The 13,605-nt window shown below is 39.4% G+C and carries 17 protein-coding genes; 3 read left to right on the forward strand and 14 right to left on the reverse strand.

Going from position 1 to position 13,605, the window contains the following annotated elements; all coding sequences use genetic code 11:
* Position 1: 1 nt before the first annotated feature.
* From B7E04_RS18515 to B7E04_RS18550, 8 genes are all read right to left on the reverse strand, one after another.
* Complete coding sequence (locus B7E04_RS18515) at positions 2–1,006, reverse strand: MvdD family ATP-grasp ribosomal peptide maturase (RefSeq protein ID WP_080780034.1); 1,005 nt, start codon at positions 1,004–1,006, stop codon at positions 2–4.
* Positions 1,003–1,956 carry an MvdC/MvdD family ATP grasp protein gene (locus B7E04_RS18520; protein WP_080780035.1) on the reverse strand — a complete coding sequence of 318 codons (954 nt, stop codon included), beginning with the start codon at positions 1,954–1,956 and terminating at the stop codon, positions 1,003–1,005. The genes B7E04_RS18515 and B7E04_RS18520 overlap by 4 nt, the downstream gene beginning before the upstream one ends.
* A gap of 82 nt (positions 1,957–2,038) precedes the next feature.
* Positions 2,039–2,269: a microviridin/marinostatin family tricyclic proteinase inhibitor gene (locus B7E04_RS18525; protein WP_062648812.1), complete on the reverse strand. Its 231-nt coding sequence runs from the start codon at positions 2,267–2,269 to the stop codon at positions 2,039–2,041.
* A 46-nt stretch (positions 2,270–2,315) separates the two neighbouring features.
* Entirely contained in the window at positions 2,316–2,552 is a 237-nt protein-coding gene (locus tag B7E04_RS18530; protein ID WP_080780036.1) for a microviridin/marinostatin family tricyclic proteinase inhibitor, read from the reverse strand.
* Between the two features lie 40 nt (positions 2,553–2,592).
* Positions 2,593–2,838 carry a microviridin/marinostatin family tricyclic proteinase inhibitor gene (locus tag B7E04_RS18535; RefSeq protein ID WP_062648816.1) on the reverse strand — a complete coding sequence of 82 codons (246 nt, stop codon included), beginning with the start codon at positions 2,836–2,838 and terminating at the stop codon, positions 2,593–2,595.
* A 116-nt stretch (positions 2,839–2,954) separates the two neighbouring features.
* A complete protein-coding gene (locus B7E04_RS18540; RefSeq protein WP_080780037.1) occupies positions 2,955–3,734 on the reverse strand; it encodes an alpha/beta fold hydrolase in 780 nt (259 codons plus the stop codon).
* Between the two features lie 159 nt (positions 3,735–3,893).
* Positions 3,894–4,613, reverse strand: coding sequence for a pyridoxine 5'-phosphate synthase (locus tag B7E04_RS18545; RefSeq protein ID WP_080780038.1), 720 nt, complete (start codon positions 4,611–4,613; stop codon positions 3,894–3,896).
* Positions 4,614–4,788: 175 nt separating this feature from the next.
* Positions 4,789–6,057 (reverse strand): mechanosensitive ion channel family protein, encoded by a 1,269-nt coding sequence (locus tag B7E04_RS18550; RefSeq protein ID WP_080780039.1) that lies wholly within the window; start codon positions 6,055–6,057, stop codon positions 4,789–4,791.
* 123 nt (positions 6,058–6,180) lie between these two features.
* Here B7E04_RS18550 and B7E04_RS18555 point away from each other — a divergent pair, with 123 nt between their 5' ends.
* Entirely contained in the window at positions 6,181–6,672 is a 492-nt protein-coding gene (locus B7E04_RS18555) for a DUF456 domain-containing protein (protein WP_080780040.1), read from the forward strand.
* An 85-nt stretch (positions 6,673–6,757) separates the two neighbouring features.
* Positions 6,758–7,264 (forward strand): hypothetical protein, encoded by a 507-nt coding sequence (locus B7E04_RS18560; RefSeq protein WP_080780041.1) that lies wholly within the window; start codon positions 6,758–6,760, stop codon positions 7,262–7,264.
* On the opposite strand, the gene B7E04_RS18565 is transcribed toward B7E04_RS18560, so the two are convergent.
* The 5 genes from B7E04_RS18565 to B7E04_RS18585 form a co-directional block, all read right to left on the reverse strand.
* Complete coding sequence (locus B7E04_RS18565) at positions 7,251–7,892, reverse strand: uracil-DNA glycosylase (RefSeq protein ID WP_080780042.1); 642 nt, start codon at positions 7,890–7,892, stop codon at positions 7,251–7,253. The genes B7E04_RS18560 and B7E04_RS18565 overlap by 14 nt on opposite strands.
* A 159-nt stretch (positions 7,893–8,051) precedes the next feature.
* Positions 8,052–8,345: an acyltransferase family protein gene (locus B7E04_RS18570; protein ID WP_139785442.1), complete on the reverse strand. Its 294-nt coding sequence runs from the start codon at positions 8,343–8,345 to the stop codon at positions 8,052–8,054.
* A gap of 40 nt (positions 8,346–8,385) precedes the next feature.
* The gene (locus tag B7E04_RS18575; RefSeq protein WP_165439470.1) at positions 8,386–9,054 is read right to left on the reverse strand and encodes an acyltransferase family protein; all 669 of its coding nucleotides are present in this window, start codon (positions 9,052–9,054) and stop codon (positions 8,386–8,388) included.
* Positions 9,055–9,101: 47 nt separating this feature from the next.
* Positions 9,102–9,608, reverse strand: coding sequence for a GNAT family N-acetyltransferase (locus tag B7E04_RS18580; RefSeq protein ID WP_080780045.1), 507 nt, complete (start codon positions 9,606–9,608; stop codon positions 9,102–9,104).
* Positions 9,601–10,128 carry a hypothetical protein gene (locus B7E04_RS18585; RefSeq protein ID WP_080780046.1) on the reverse strand — a complete coding sequence of 176 codons (528 nt, stop codon included), beginning with the start codon at positions 10,126–10,128 and terminating at the stop codon, positions 9,601–9,603. The genes B7E04_RS18580 and B7E04_RS18585 overlap by 8 nt, the downstream gene beginning before the upstream one ends.
* An 84-nt stretch (positions 10,129–10,212) precedes the next feature.
* On the opposite strand from B7E04_RS18585, the gene B7E04_RS18590 reads away from it, so the two are divergent.
* Positions 10,213–12,360, forward strand: a complete 2,148-nt coding sequence (locus tag B7E04_RS18590; RefSeq protein ID WP_080780047.1) for an endonuclease MutS2 — start codon at positions 10,213–10,215, stop codon at positions 12,358–12,360.
* Between the two features lie 117 nt (positions 12,361–12,477).
* Here the strand turns inward: B7E04_RS18590 and B7E04_RS18595 are convergent, their stop codons facing one another.
* Complete coding sequence (locus tag B7E04_RS18595) at positions 12,478–13,527, reverse strand: GEVED domain-containing protein (RefSeq protein ID WP_165439471.1); 1,050 nt, start codon at positions 13,525–13,527, stop codon at positions 12,478–12,480.
* Between the last annotated feature and the right edge of the window lie 78 nt (positions 13,528–13,605).

Below are 13,605 nucleotides of genomic sequence, written 5' to 3' on the forward strand. Positions count from 1 at the left end.
ATTAAGCCATCACCGTATTGTTTCTTCTTGGAGCTTTGTCGCAGAGAACGTCCGCAATGCTTTTGGAGATCAGGTTTTCTTCAGTTAAATTATCAAGCCAGAAGAATTCTCCTGCGGCGTTGATCTCAATAAAATAGTACTCATCTTCCGGGGAAACAATGATATCTATAGCTCCGTAATCTACATTGTAAACATCCAATAGTTCAAGAAGTTTGGCTTCAACATCTGCAGGCAGTTCCGTTCTGACCCATTTGGTAAGCAGGTTCACACCGTCTTTTCTCCAGTCCACTTTTGCATCTTCAGACTGCTGGGAATCTATTTCAAAAGCATAGACATCCTGTCCTACAATGGTCACACGAAGCTCTTTTTTCTTCTCGATCTTTTTCTGAAACTGCATCGGGCAGTATACCAGGGAATCCAGCTCTGACAGCTTGTCTTCGTTCACAACGTTGGTAAAGACCACGCTTTCCACCCCGTCTTCATAAATAGCAAAACCGGTCTGCATTTTTGCAACTACATTCTGATGTTTTAGAATGAACTGTCTTGCTTCCTCAGGATTGTTGGTAAGGCAGGTTTCAGGAATTTTCAATCCTAATTTAACGGCAATTTTAAGCTGCTCTTCTTTACTGTCAAGTCTTCTGTAAATTCCTGGTTTTCCAAGTGCATAAGCATCTACAGATTCTATAAATCCGAAAAGGGTATTGCGGATCTCTCCCATGGCTGCACCATAGAATTTGGTGTCCATTTCTTCTTTCACTCCGTTTCCTATATTGTAGGCTCTTCTGTACCAAACGGCAGCAATATCATCCAGACGGAATTTTGCGTCCTTGGTCTCAAGAATGCTGATCCATTCTCCATCCTGGAAAACAGTGGACAGTTTGTTTTCTATGGGATACAGATCTACATCGAAACGTATGACCTCGCAGCCGTTTTTCTCAATGTATTCCGTGACTTTTTCGATTGAAAAGTTATCCTGAGTATGGGTAATAATTAGTATTTTATTCATGGGTTATTGATTCTTTTTATTAGGTTATCGGCAATTTTTTCTGCTATGGGAAAGCCCAGTTCTTTCTGCAGCATTCCCCATTCTCCCTGCGGATTTACTTCCAGGAAGTAATAGGCTCCGTCTTTTCCTTTGATCATATCTATAGCTCCGATGTAAAGCCCCATTTCCTCCATCATGGATGAAAGACCTGCTTTTACATTTTCCGGAAGCTCATAGGCAGACCATGCATAATCTCCCTGAGCCAGGCGCCAGTCTGCGTTCTCACTGTTATTGATCATCCCGGTAAAAAACTCTCCGGCAATATACACGATTCTTAATTCATATGCTTTATCGATATAAGGCTGGAAAATCATGGGACAGTAGGCAATATCAGAAATATGCTCTAAGGTTTCTTCTTCAATGATCATGGTGGAGATCAGATTTTCTCCACTCATGGTTTTTGCGGTAAGGCTGTGAAGTTTGGCCACTGCTTTTCCGTTGCAGAACTCATGAAAAAAGGAAATAATCTTTTCTTCGTCGTTGGAAAAAATGGTTTTTGGAATGATCAAATTATTTTTTTCGGCTATTTTAAGCTGAAGCATTTTGCTTCCATCAATCTTCCGTTCATTTTCAAAAGGATTGATCCATGGAATATCTTCTAAAACAGTGATCAGGTTGTAGCGCAGATTCCCGTAGCCATTCAGAAATATTTTTTTATAATCATCATCCAGTTCTTCGGGAACGCTTATTCCCCAGGCCTTTCTGTGCCATACTGCTTTGATATCTTTTGAATGAACGGTGTTTCCCGATTCATCCGTGAGTTCAAATGAATCTTCCGTAACGCTGATTTTCTGAAGGTGGTTCATCCGGTCAGAATTCAGTCTGAAATAAGGAATATTCTTAGAGGTAAGGTATTCAAAAAAGAGATCAATATTATAAAAATCCTTAGAGTGGGTAATGCAGAGAATCATTTGCCGTTTTTTATTAAAAAAGGAAACTTAATGGTAAGTTTCCTTTCGTATGATTGTATTAATACAGTTTAATATTTATCTATTAAAGCGGTACTGTTGGCGCATCATCGTCACCGTCAGATGGATATTTCAGAGTGTGCATCATATCGTCCTTAGGAGAAGTTACCACATCAATAGATGGTTTGGTAATTACATCTCTTTCAGGGATCGTGATGATTCCGCTATCTCCTCCTTTAACAGTTTCAGGATCTTTAAGCTGCTTTTCAAGGAATGACGCAAAAAACGGCTTCTTTTTTGAATTTTTGTCTTTCATAATAATTTAGTTTTGATTTGAATATGATTATTTCCTTTCTGGAAATTTATAGTACAGATTCATCACCGTCAGAAGGATACTTCATGGTAACCAAAAGATCCTTGCTTGGTGTTGTTACGTTATCAAAAACAGGTCTTGTGACATTGTCTATTGAAGGCGCTGTAATGATATCGGTATCCGGAGTAGTGATAGGCCCACCTCCCTGAACTTTCTCAGGATCCTGGATTTGTTTTTCCAGGAATGAAGCAAAAAACGGCTTCTTTTTTGAATTCTGGTCTGTCATAGCTATTAAGTTTGATTAGTTTTTGTTCTCTGCAACGTGATTACAGGACTTCCAATTCTCCTGATTCATCACTGTCAGACGGATATTTCATCGTCACGACCTGATCTCTCAACTGAGAGGTTGCATTATCAAGAAACGGCGAAGTAGTTACCACGTCTCTCTGAGGTACAGTAAGCACATCAGTGGTAGGTGTAGTAATCCCACCTCCTTGAATTTTCTCAGGATCATTAATTTGTTTCTCCAAAAACGAAGCAAAGAATGGCTTTTTTGAATTTTTCTTTTCCATAAGTTAATATATTTAGTTTTTATGTAAAACTAAAGTACAAAAAATTTCAACACGTGGGGATATACTAGCTTATTTTAAGAAAATTTTAACTAAATCAATTTAAAAACAGAATTAAATTAACCAATATTTAAAAATTCCTTGACTACATTCGCGAAATCTACAGGATTTTCAGCCTGAACCCAGTGTCCTGCATTTTTTACTGTTACTATTTTAGCTTTTGGAAACTGCTGCTTAATGCCGTATTCATCCTGAGGAAGGATATAATTTGATTTTTCACCGGCAATAAATAAAGACTCACCTTCAAACACACCAAATTTTATGGCATTCGAAACAAATTCATTATATTTTTCCGATAAAGTTTTAAGATTAAACCTCCAATTTAATTTCTTGTTGTCGTCCCAGTATAAATTCTTCGCCAGAAACTGGATCGTAGATTTTTCAGGAATATACTGGCTCAAGACTGTTTCTACTTCTCCTCTTGAACCCACGGTATTGAAATCCACGGTTTCAAGGGCTTTTATAATTCCCTGGTGATGCGGAGGATAAGCTTTTGGAGAAATATCCACCACAATAAGCTTTTCTACTTTTTCCGGATATTTCAGGGCAAACTGCATTACAGCCTTTCCACCCAGGGAGTGGCCTAAGACATGTGCTTTCTGAATCCCGTAATGATCCATATAGTTGGCAATATCATCTGCCAGATCATCGTGGGACATGCTTTCCGAATGAAAACTCCTTCCGTGGTTTCTAAGATCAATCAGGTGTACCGGAAGATATTCTCCCAGATCTTTCCCGAAGCTTCCCCAGTTATCGAGCATTCCAAAAAGTCCGTGAAATACAAGAAGCGGCGTTACCGTAAGATTTTCGCCAAATATTTTTGAGTTTAAGATGTCCATTTTTTTTAATTTAGAAATTAGAAGCTAGAAGTTAGAAATTAGAATTGGGATGCAGAAGTTTTAGGTTTCTATATACATTGACCTGAAATTAAAGTTTAGGGGTAAATCTTGATAAAACCTTTGTCACTAACTTCTAGCTTCTAATTTCTAACTTCTTATTTACCATTTGGCCAGTCTCTTCAGATACGCCTGAACCGTATTTTCAAGTCCCATATAAAGTGCTTCAGAAACCAAAGCGTGCCCTATGGAAACTTCCAGAAGATTCGGAATGTTGTCTGCGAAATATTTTAAATTGTCAAGGCTCAGATCATGTCCGGCATTGATCCCTAGCCCAAATTCTGTAGCAGCAAGTGCCGTATCATAATAAGGTTTTATCGCCTGTTCTTTGTTGGTAAGATAATTTTTTGCGTAGGCTTCCGTATACAGCTCAATTCTGTCGGCACCCGTTTTGGCGGCATGCCCTACCAGTTCCGGCAGTGGATCAAGAAAGATGGAAGTACGGATTCCTGCATTTTTGAATTCTGTGATAATCTCCGTCAGAAAGTCCAGATGCTTTTTGGTATCCCAGCCCGCATTGGAAGTAATGGCATCATCTGCATCGGGAACCAGCGTTACCTGCTCCGGCTTTACTTCCAGAACCATATCGATAAAAGAGCGGTGCGGATTTCCTTCAATATTGAATTCTGTGGTTACAAGCGGTTTCAGATCGTAGACATCTTTTCTGGTGATATGCCTTTCGTCCGGCCGTGGATGAATAGTGATTCCCTGCCCTCCGAACTCCTGAATCTTCACTGCTGCTTCCGTTACGCTTGGCGTTTCGCCTCCCCTGGCATTTCTTAATGTCGCAATTTTATTAATGTTTACGCTTAGCTTTGTCATTTTTATTGAGATGTTAGATCATAAAAGATGGAAGGAGGAAGATAGAGGCTGGAAGTAATTCAGCGTGTACCATTCTTTTCTTGCCACAATCATGATCATAATTAAATTAATTTTAGAAGAGAAGTAGAAATAGTGGAAACTCCATTATCTTCCCTCTTCTTGCTTCTTGCTTCCATCAGACCTTAACACTCACCTGCATCACCTGAAGGTCAAATTCCTTTGAGGCAACAAGCAGGTGGTCAAAAATATCAGCCTGGATCTGTTCGAAATGTTCCCATTTGGAATCATTGGCGAAACAGTACACTTCAAGGGGCAGCCCCTGCGGTGTAATATCCAGCTGGCGCACCATTTTGGCCCCATTTTGATCAATGTCCGGATCATTTTCTATATATTTCTGGACATAATACCTGAAAACCCCGATATTGGTCAGCTGTCTTCCGTTGATGGTTTTATCTTTGTGCTCCAGGTTTAGTTTTTCTTTTTCAATCTCCTGAGTTTTTTCTTCCAGATAATCTGAGATCAGGTTGATTTCTTTTAACCGTTCAATATCTTCTTCATTTAAAAATTTAAAGGAATTGATATTGAAATAAACCGATTTCTTGATTCTTCTGGTATTGGATTCAGACATCACCTGAAGGTTTTTGATCTCTGTCGTTAACAGGTCATAAGTAGGAATTGTTGAAACGGTTTTATCAAAATTCGTAATTTTCGTCGTCAAAAGGCTGATATCCGTGATATTCCCTTCAATGCTGTATTTCGGGATGCTTACCCAGTCTCCCACTTTAAGGTTTTTGGAAGTGGCCACATGGATTCCGGTGACAAAACCTAAAATAGTGTCCCTGAAAACGAGTACCAGAACAGCGGTAATGGCCCCAAGACTTCCTACGATCGTTGTTCCTTTAATCCCGAATACGACACAGATCCCTACCACCGAAAAAATAAAAATCCCCAGGATCTTTACGGTTTCGGAAATGGCATTGAGGGCCATGATTTTATAGAAATCCTGCTTAATGGTAAAATAATTTCTGAAACCTGTCAGTGACCTGTAGAGCATACCGGCAAGAATAAGCACCAGCCCTAAATTAATGGATCTATTGATAAAAACGTTGGTTTTGGGCAGCGCTGTAGCCGGAAATATAGACGGATGAATGGCTCCTACCACTAAAAGGGCGGAAAAGTGAGCCACGGAATTGGTGATCTTCGATTGGTAAATGGATCTTATGACCGGAAATTTTTCGTCATTCCGAAAAAACCTGAATACAAAATTGATCGCGAATTTGAAGAGAAAATCTACCACTAAAAATACCGCACAAAGCAGGGCCAGTTTCACAATAATATGAACCACCCAATCCATGCCGCCGGGCGTCACCTGGCTGATGTAGATATAAAGCTGGTCACTTATTTCCTGTAAAAAGCTTTTAGTGTCTTGTATCTCGTCTTTCATTACAGCAAATTTATAAAATTAAGAGGGATGATGTTAGTATTTCCCCATCAATTTTCATCCCAAATTTTGAAAGCTACCTTCCTCATCTTGTTTTTTCCTATCTTGCATTGATAATTTTAAAGAATGGATACAACCTTAATTAATATTCTCTGTCTTATTTTATTGTTTCTTGGAATATTGGGAACATTTTTACCGGTTCTTCCGGGACTTGTGCTCAGCATCTGCGGCCTTCTGATCTATAAATTCGGGACTGATGCGGATCTGCCGATGATCTATATCTGGGCATTTGGTATCCTTACAGCCGCTTCTGCGGTGCTCAGTTATGTAATTCCGGCCAAAACCAACAGGAAATACGGAGGCACGCGCTGGGGAAGCATAGGTTCGGTCATTGGAACCATTGTTGGAATTTTCATTCCTATTCCGCTGGGATTTCTGATCGGGATGTTTGCAGGGGTATTTATAGGCGAGCTGCTTCATGACAGCAAGGATATGAATAAGGCCCTGAGATCTACCAAAGGGGCATTTATCGGTTTTATTTACGGAACCGGGTTCAGTCTTGTGGTGGGTGTGGCAATGTTTTTGGTAGTAGTTTTAGATATGCTTAACATTATTTAGGCCGGAAGCTGGAAGAGGAAGAATGGAAGCCAGTATCCGGCTGAGCTGTGATCAAGTTCATAACAAACATTAAAAACAGAAAATTATGTTCCATAAAGCCATCATATTCAGTCTTGGCATGCTGACCTTAGCGGGATGCAATGCTCAAAAGAAAGCGAAAGCGCCAGAACCTGGCGCCGGAACCACTACCAATACGAAAGCTACGAAACCTTCAAAGGAAGAAATCATTTACTTTAACCTGGGTGAGAACAAATTTCTGACGAAATATGAAATGAATGTCACTTTTAAAGAGATTTCGGAGGACAGCCGCTGTCCTGAAGGCGTTAACTGCATCTGGGCAGGCGTTGCCGTAGCTCAGGTAGAAGTGATGGGAACGTATTCCAGGCCTATGGTCCTAAAACTGGCTACCACTGAGAACGCCGGCAGGAATTATCATCAGTCAGCAGTGTACAACGGATATATCATTTCCCTGCAGGAAGTAACCCCTTTTCCTACATCTGAAGGCGGGGTCAAAGCGCTGGAAGGCAAATACAGGATCGGAATTAAGCTGACAAAAGAAGGCTCCGAAGCCTCCGGTTCTACCAGGAAATAGGTTTCTTTCCTTTGGAGATCAGGTATTCATTGATCTTTGAGAAAGGCTTGCTTCCATAAAAACCTCTGTAAACAGAAAACGGTGACGGGTGCGCCGATTTTAAGATAAAATGCTTGGCCGGATTAATAAGTTCGGCTTTTTTCTGGGCAAAAGCTCCCCAAAGAACGAAGACCACATTTTCTTTTTGATCCGAAATTTCCTTAATGATAAAATCTGTGAATTTTTCCCAGCCTAAGTCTTTATGCGAGTTGGGAGAATGGGCACGGACCGTTAACGTTGCATTCAGCAGCAGAACACCCTGCTTTCCCCAGTCATCCAGCTCTTTGGATATTCTTTCAATACCCAGATCATCTTTAAGTTCTGTAAAAATATTTTTAAGCGAAGGCGGTGCCGCCACTTGCTCCGAAACGGAAAAACACAAACCATTAGCCTGATAATCATTATGGTAGGGATCCTGACCGATAATCACGACCTCAACCTCATCAAAAGGGGTAATTTCCAATGCCCTGAATATTTGATTTTTGGGAGGAAAAACTTTGGTTGCTGCATATTCCTGTTTTACTTTTTCCCAAAGGGTCGTAAAATAGGGAGTATTTTTTATCGGGGCTAAAACTTCTGTCCAGGTCATTGGGCTAATTTGATAATTTGAAGATATGATAATGTGACAATGCATTGCAGGAATGCCGGACACTTTATTACAAAAATATTCTTTTATTCCTTCAACACCAAATCTGATGAGTGCTTATTTGGCGACGGAAATGTGAGACAATTGAAATGTGAGACCAGATTATGCTTTAAATATTTTAACCTTCTTTTCAATAAGTATGTAGGAGAAATAAGACAGCAGGATTGAAAAACCAATCAGTAAAAAATTATTGAGATAATAAGAATCCACGATGGTCATTTTCTGCCTCTTCACGATATAATGAATGATATACAATGAATACGAAATATTTCCTAAGAAATAAACCGCTTTGGTTTCCAGGAACATTTTTATGAGACTTTTCTTTTCTGAATACAGATGTTTGATAATCAGTGCGGATAAAAGCGGCACAAAGAAAACTCCCCTTCCGGTGTACATCAGCAGAAAAAATAAGATCACCACAGCATAAACAAAAAGATTATTTTTCCGAATTTTTATTTCCGGTAGGAAAGCAATACCCATCCCAAGAAGATAGCAGGAGACAGTCCGTATCAGAGAATTTACCCCGAAAACGATGTCCAGATACTGTGTGGATCTGTTTCCTGTAACCGTAGCATGATCCCAGTACATATCCGGCAGATAGGGGGGAAATCAGCCGTATCGCCAGGCCTGAAATAATCAAGATCCAGCCGTTTATTTTGTATTTAAGAATCAACCAGAGCAGGAAAGGGAAGATCAGATAGCAAATCCATTCGGTACTCAGTGACCAATACACTTCATTCAGCGAATAGTTGGGATTAAAAAAGCATTGTAATAGTCCGGCATTGATCAAAAATTCAGACAGGGAAAGGTTTTCTGCAATAAACACACTGATAAAAACCACAGAAAAGAAATACACGGGGTAAATCCTGTTGATTCTTTTTTTATAAAATCTCTGAACCCCTTCCGTGTTTAGATTTTTAAATTTACCTGAATAAGAAACCGTCAGTAGAAAAGCGCTGAGGACGAAAAAAATATCCACAGCCACATATCCCTTCCCCACAACGGACTGGATCCAATAGGTTTTAAAATAGAAAAAATGAAAAAAAGTAACCCACAATGCCACAATTCCGCGAAGTCCGGTCAGTGATTTTATTTCGTTTCTCATATCACAAAAGAAAAAGTGGATTGAGTTACCCCTCTCAAAATATAAAATCATTTACCGTTCTTTAAGCTGAAAATAATATTATCCGGAAAACCTTCATCCTCTTTTCCCTCTTCCAAAACAAAATGATGCTTCAACAGAAGATTTTTTGAGTTTTCATTAAGCTTATGGGTAATCGCCACAATTTCCCCCAACTGAAGTTCATTGAAACCAAAATCCAGAACCGCTTTTAAGGCTTCAGACATGATTCCTTTTCTGTGGTATTCGGGTAAAAGCTCATAGCCCACCTCAGCCGTTTTCCGGTCTTCAGAAAAGTTCCATAGGCAAATGGTTCCAATGATATTGGGCTGGTCTTTAGAAGCAATTCCCAGATAAATGGTCTGATTGTTCTGCGTTCTTTTTTTGATGGTTAAAATAAACTGAAGCGCATCATAATTGTTTTTCGGAGAATTTCTTTTCACGAATTGATTGATCACTTCGTTACTCCGGATTCTCAGAATGTCCTCCACATCGGTTTCATGGATGTGACGTAAAATTAAGCGTTCGGTTTTAATCATTTTTATAATGTGACATTTGATATTCTATTTCCTCAGGTGAATGGTATTTTTCTTTATAGGATTTCCCTGCATTGTAGCTTTCCTGATTAAAACAGCTTATGACAGCCTCAATTAAAGCCCTTCCATAAGTATTTTTCCGGAAACTGTCTATAATGTGAAAACCTGCAAAAGTAATTTCAAAAATAAAATTTAAATGTCTCCCTTTGAGTGCCGAAATATAAGAAGCAATAAAATCAGCATAATCTTTTATTTCTTCCAGATGAAGATGGTAAAGTTCTTTTGGAAATATATTTTCATCTACTTTCCAATCAATATTTGAACAGTAATCAGACGGAAATCCTTTATTTATTTCATTTTTATAGTTTTCTAACTCATAAAGATTCAGTTCAATGAAACCATAGCGATCGTGTGCTCTCCATTTCTGCATACCATGGCGCTTTTCTAAGTTCCAATCAATTATTTCACTATTTACTGTAAATAATTTTTCTGAATTATAAATTTTCCTATCAATCCTTTCCATCTAATTTTAGAATATTTCGGGGTGAAAATTTTGTAAATACCTCAAATATACATAATAATCACATTTTCTCACTAAATTTGCAGTGTGTATATAAATAAAGAAGATTTAAACGAATTAGAGTTTCCGCAATTGCTCGCGGAAATCTCTCCATTTGCGTATTCTCCGAAAACGAGAGAAAAAATTCTTCAACTTCGTCCCATGGAAATTGACGAGGCGGAACTTTCACTGAAAAAAACGTCGGAATATCTTTCGAGTTTTGAGAGTTCAAATGCAATTCCGTTCGATGAATACGAAGATATCGAAAGTGAGCTGAAATTGATGCTGATTGAGAATTACCGTCTGGAAAACAGTGCTTTCATCAAAATAAAAACTTTAACGGAACAGATAGGAAAACTTCAGAAGTTTTTCCCAACCATGCCGGATACTTTCCCAAATCTGATCGGAGATGTTTCTGAACTGGAGTTCAGAAAGGAAATTATTGACAAAGTAGATAAGGTCTTTAACCGTTTCGGGGAAGTAAAAAGTGACGCCTCCCCTGCTTTAAAGGAGCTCAGAACTGAAATTCAGCATGCGAAAAAAGCCATCCAGGAAAATTTCAACCGTGCTCTGTTTAATTACGGGCAAAGTGACTTTCTGGATGATATCCGGGAAACTATTATTGAAGACATGAGGGTTTTAGCAGTAAAATCCGGGTTCAAGAAAAGAGTGGCAGGAAGAGTTTTAGGAATTTCAAAAACAGGTTCTATCACTTATATTCAACCGGACAGTGTGGTAAAGCATTATTTCAAGCTGCGCGAAAATGAAGAGGAAGAGAAAAAAGAAATTGACAAAATCCTCAGAAAGCTTACGGCGGAACTGGCGGAATTCCAACCTCAGCTCTGGAGGTATCAGGTTTATATTTTTGACCTTGACCTTACGAGAGCGAAGGCGAAGTTTGCAGAGCTGGTGAACGGTATTCTTCCCAAGATCAACCGCCACAGAACATTAAAGCTGAAAGACGCTTTCCATCCTTTGCTGTGGCTGAGAAATAAAGCGGAAAACAAAACTATTTTCCCGCAGACCCTGTCATTGACGGATCAGAACAGGATCATCTGTATTTCGGGACCGAATGCGGGAGGAAAATCCATCACTCTGAAAACGGTGGGCTTGCTTCAGCTGATGATCCAGAGCGGAATTCTGGTGCCTGTACATCCAAGATCTGAAATGTTCTTTTTTGAAAAGATCATGACGGATATTGGGGATAACCAGTCTATCGAAAATCATCTTTCCACGTATTCATCAAGGCTTAAGAAAATGGCCGGAATCATTCGTGAGGCAGATGGTCAAACGCTTTTACTGATTGATGAATTCGGAACGGGATCTGATCCTGAGCTGGGTGGTGCGCTGGCTGAGAGTTTCATGGAGTATTTCTATGATAAAAAGAGTTTTGCGATCATCACTACGCACTATACGAATATAAAACTGGTGATAGAACAGCTTCCCCATGCGGAAAACGCTGCGATGCTCTTTGATGAGGAGACGCTGGAACCGATGTATAAGCTGGAAGTGGGACAGGCAGGAAGTTCATTTACCTTTGAAGTAGCGGAGAAAAACAGGATTCCAAGGTTTATTATCCATGCGGCCAAAAAGAAAGTGGAACATGATATTGTGAACCTGGATAAAACGATTGTCAAGCTTCAGCAGGAAAAATTTGAGGTTGAAAAACTGAAAACCGATCTTGCAGAAAGAAAAGAATCTGTAGAAGACAAACGCGATAATCTCCAGAAGCTGAATGACCAGCTTCAGCAAAAACTTTTCAATTTCCAGAAACTGTATGAGGAGGAACACCGCAAACTTCAGTTCGGAAATAAAATTGAAGCCTTTATTGACAGTTATGTGAAAGGAAAATCCAGAAAGGATGTTGTGAAGGATTTCGTGAAGATTCTGGAACAGGAAAAATTCAGGAAAATAGGGGCTGACAAGGATGAGTCCAAACGTCTCCAGGTCGTTAAAAGGAAGATCACACAGCAGCTTAAAAAGGAAGAAGTGATTGAAAAAATTGCAGAAACCAATGAAAAGCTGGAAGAAAAACGTAAAACCGACCGCGCCGTCTGGATGAAAGAAGGCCAGCGTGTGCGTATTCCGGGAAGCACAAGCGTAGGAACCATTGAGAAAATCTCTAAAAATAAAGTAACGGTGAACTACGGTACTTTTAAGACGACGATTAATGCGGATGAATTGGAGAGGATTTAATGATTGATTGATGCGATGATTTGACGATGTGATGATTTGATGATGTGTTGAAAAGATAATTTATACAACTTTTAACTTTATAAAAATAGCGCTGATGTGTTCAGCGCTATTTCTTTTTTATTTTTTGATGAATTTCAGGCGGGTTAAAGTTTCTTTATTTTTAAACCGGATAAAATAAACTCCTTTGGTAAGATGGCTGACATCCAATTTATTTTCTACTGTTCTACCCTCTCCTGTTTTCTGTCCTGAAACAGAGAAAATTTCATAATCCGTTTCTTCAGAAAGTCCTGAGATCTGTAAAACATCTGAAACCGGATTAGGATATACACTGAATTCTTTGGATTTTGCAGTTTCATGTACAGCAAGATTTGTATTCAATAAAGTTACCCCATAGTCTTCCACTTCCCCATAGGTAAATGTACCGCACGGACCACCAGGCATATCCTGGCTGATCATGACCCTCATTGTTGTTCCACACTGGGCTATAGTGGCCAAAGGAGGAACATTAAAGACAAAAGATTTAGGATTGGTAGAATCTACCACCGTAGAAATCATCATTTCCGAAGCTTCAAAAATTTCGTTCGCATTAAAATCTATCCATGCTCTTATGTAAGCCGTTCCCGGTGTACCTGACCAGCTGGGCTGTACCGAAATCACATTACCTGCCGAGCCGAGACCAAGCTGTATGCGACGGGTTAAGTCCGGACGGAAATCCGTATGGTTTGTTGCACTGGAAGCACTCACCATTGTCGGAAGTCCTCCGGAAGGAATTATGGTAACATTCGATAAATACAGTGCACCGAGCATTGTAGACATGGATTTACAGTAATTGAGATGGGTATAGAAGGATAAAGGAAAGGACACATCGCCGGACGCAGTATCAATTACCTCAAGAATATATCCTGTGCAGGGTGTAAGACTATTAAGATTAACGGAAGTGGTTGCTGCAGGAATATTCATGGTAGTCCAAACCAAAGATGTTGAGGCCCTCCATCTTACTAAATAACCGGTTGCTCCAGGCACAGGATCCCACGTGATATCAGCTGAAGTATAGGTGATATTGGAAACCGTTAGATTGGTTGGAATGGTAAAGGCTGACTCCGTAAAATTGTTTCCTGTTTTATTGGTAGCCTGAAATTGTGCTGTTCCCAAAAAAAGGAGGAACATAAAAAATAGATTTTTGGTCATAGTTTTTGGATTATTAATTTTGACCTAAAAATAATTTAAATCATTTAAATATTGTTC

Origin of the sequence: Chryseobacterium phocaeense, assembly GCF_900169075.1 — a bacterium.
GTDB lineage: Bacteria > Bacteroidota > Bacteroidia > Flavobacteriales > Weeksellaceae > Chryseobacterium > Chryseobacterium phocaeense.

Excerpts from the sequence above, each read along its gene's own strand:
- B7E04_RS18515 (WP_080780034.1), bottom strand. The coding sequence starts at position 1,006 with ATGAATAAAATACTAATTATTACCCATACTCAGGATAACTTTTCAATC.
- B7E04_RS18520 (WP_080780035.1), bottom strand. The coding sequence starts at position 1,956 with ATGATTCTCTGCATTACCCACTCTAAGGATTTTTATAATATTGATCTC.
- B7E04_RS18525 (WP_062648812.1), bottom strand. The coding sequence starts at position 2,269 with ATGAAAGACAAAAATTCAAAAAAGAAGCCGTTTTTTGCGTCATTCCTT.
- B7E04_RS18530 (WP_080780036.1), bottom strand. The coding sequence starts at position 2,552 with ATGACAGACCAGAATTCAAAAAAGAAGCCGTTTTTTGCTTCATTCCTG.
- B7E04_RS18535 (WP_062648816.1), bottom strand. The coding sequence starts at position 2,838 with ATGGAAAAGAAAAATTCAAAAAAGCCATTCTTTGCTTCGTTTTTGGAG.
- B7E04_RS18540 (WP_080780037.1), bottom strand. The coding sequence starts at position 3,734 with ATGGACATCTTAAACTCAAAAATATTTGGCGAAAATCTTACGGTAACG.
- B7E04_RS18545 (WP_080780038.1), bottom strand. The coding sequence starts at position 4,613 with ATGACAAAGCTAAGCGTAAACATTAATAAAATTGCGACATTAAGAAAT.
- B7E04_RS18550 (WP_080780039.1), bottom strand. The coding sequence starts at position 6,057 with ATGAAAGACGAGATACAAGACACTAAAAGCTTTTTACAGGAAATAAGT.
- B7E04_RS18555 (WP_080780040.1), top strand. The coding sequence starts at position 6,181 with ATGGATACAACCTTAATTAATATTCTCTGTCTTATTTTATTGTTTCTT.
- B7E04_RS18560 (WP_080780041.1), top strand. The coding sequence starts at position 6,758 with ATGTTCCATAAAGCCATCATATTCAGTCTTGGCATGCTGACCTTAGCG.
- B7E04_RS18565 (WP_080780042.1), bottom strand. The coding sequence starts at position 7,892 with ATGACCTGGACAGAAGTTTTAGCCCCGATAAAAAATACTCCCTATTTT.
- B7E04_RS18570 (WP_139785442.1), bottom strand. The coding sequence starts at position 8,345 with ATGTACACCGGAAGGGGAGTTTTCTTTGTGCCGCTTTTATCCGCACTG.
- B7E04_RS18575 (WP_165439470.1), bottom strand. The coding sequence starts at position 9,054 with ATGAGAAACGAAATAAAATCACTGACCGGACTTCGCGGAATTGTGGCA.
- B7E04_RS18580 (WP_080780045.1), bottom strand. The coding sequence starts at position 9,608 with ATGATTAAAACCGAACGCTTAATTTTACGTCACATCCATGAAACCGAT.
- B7E04_RS18585 (WP_080780046.1), bottom strand. The coding sequence starts at position 10,128 with ATGGAAAGGATTGATAGGAAAATTTATAATTCAGAAAAATTATTTACA.
- B7E04_RS18595 (WP_165439471.1), bottom strand. The coding sequence starts at position 13,527 with ATGTTCCTCCTTTTTTTGGGAACAGCACAATTTCAGGCTACCAATAAA.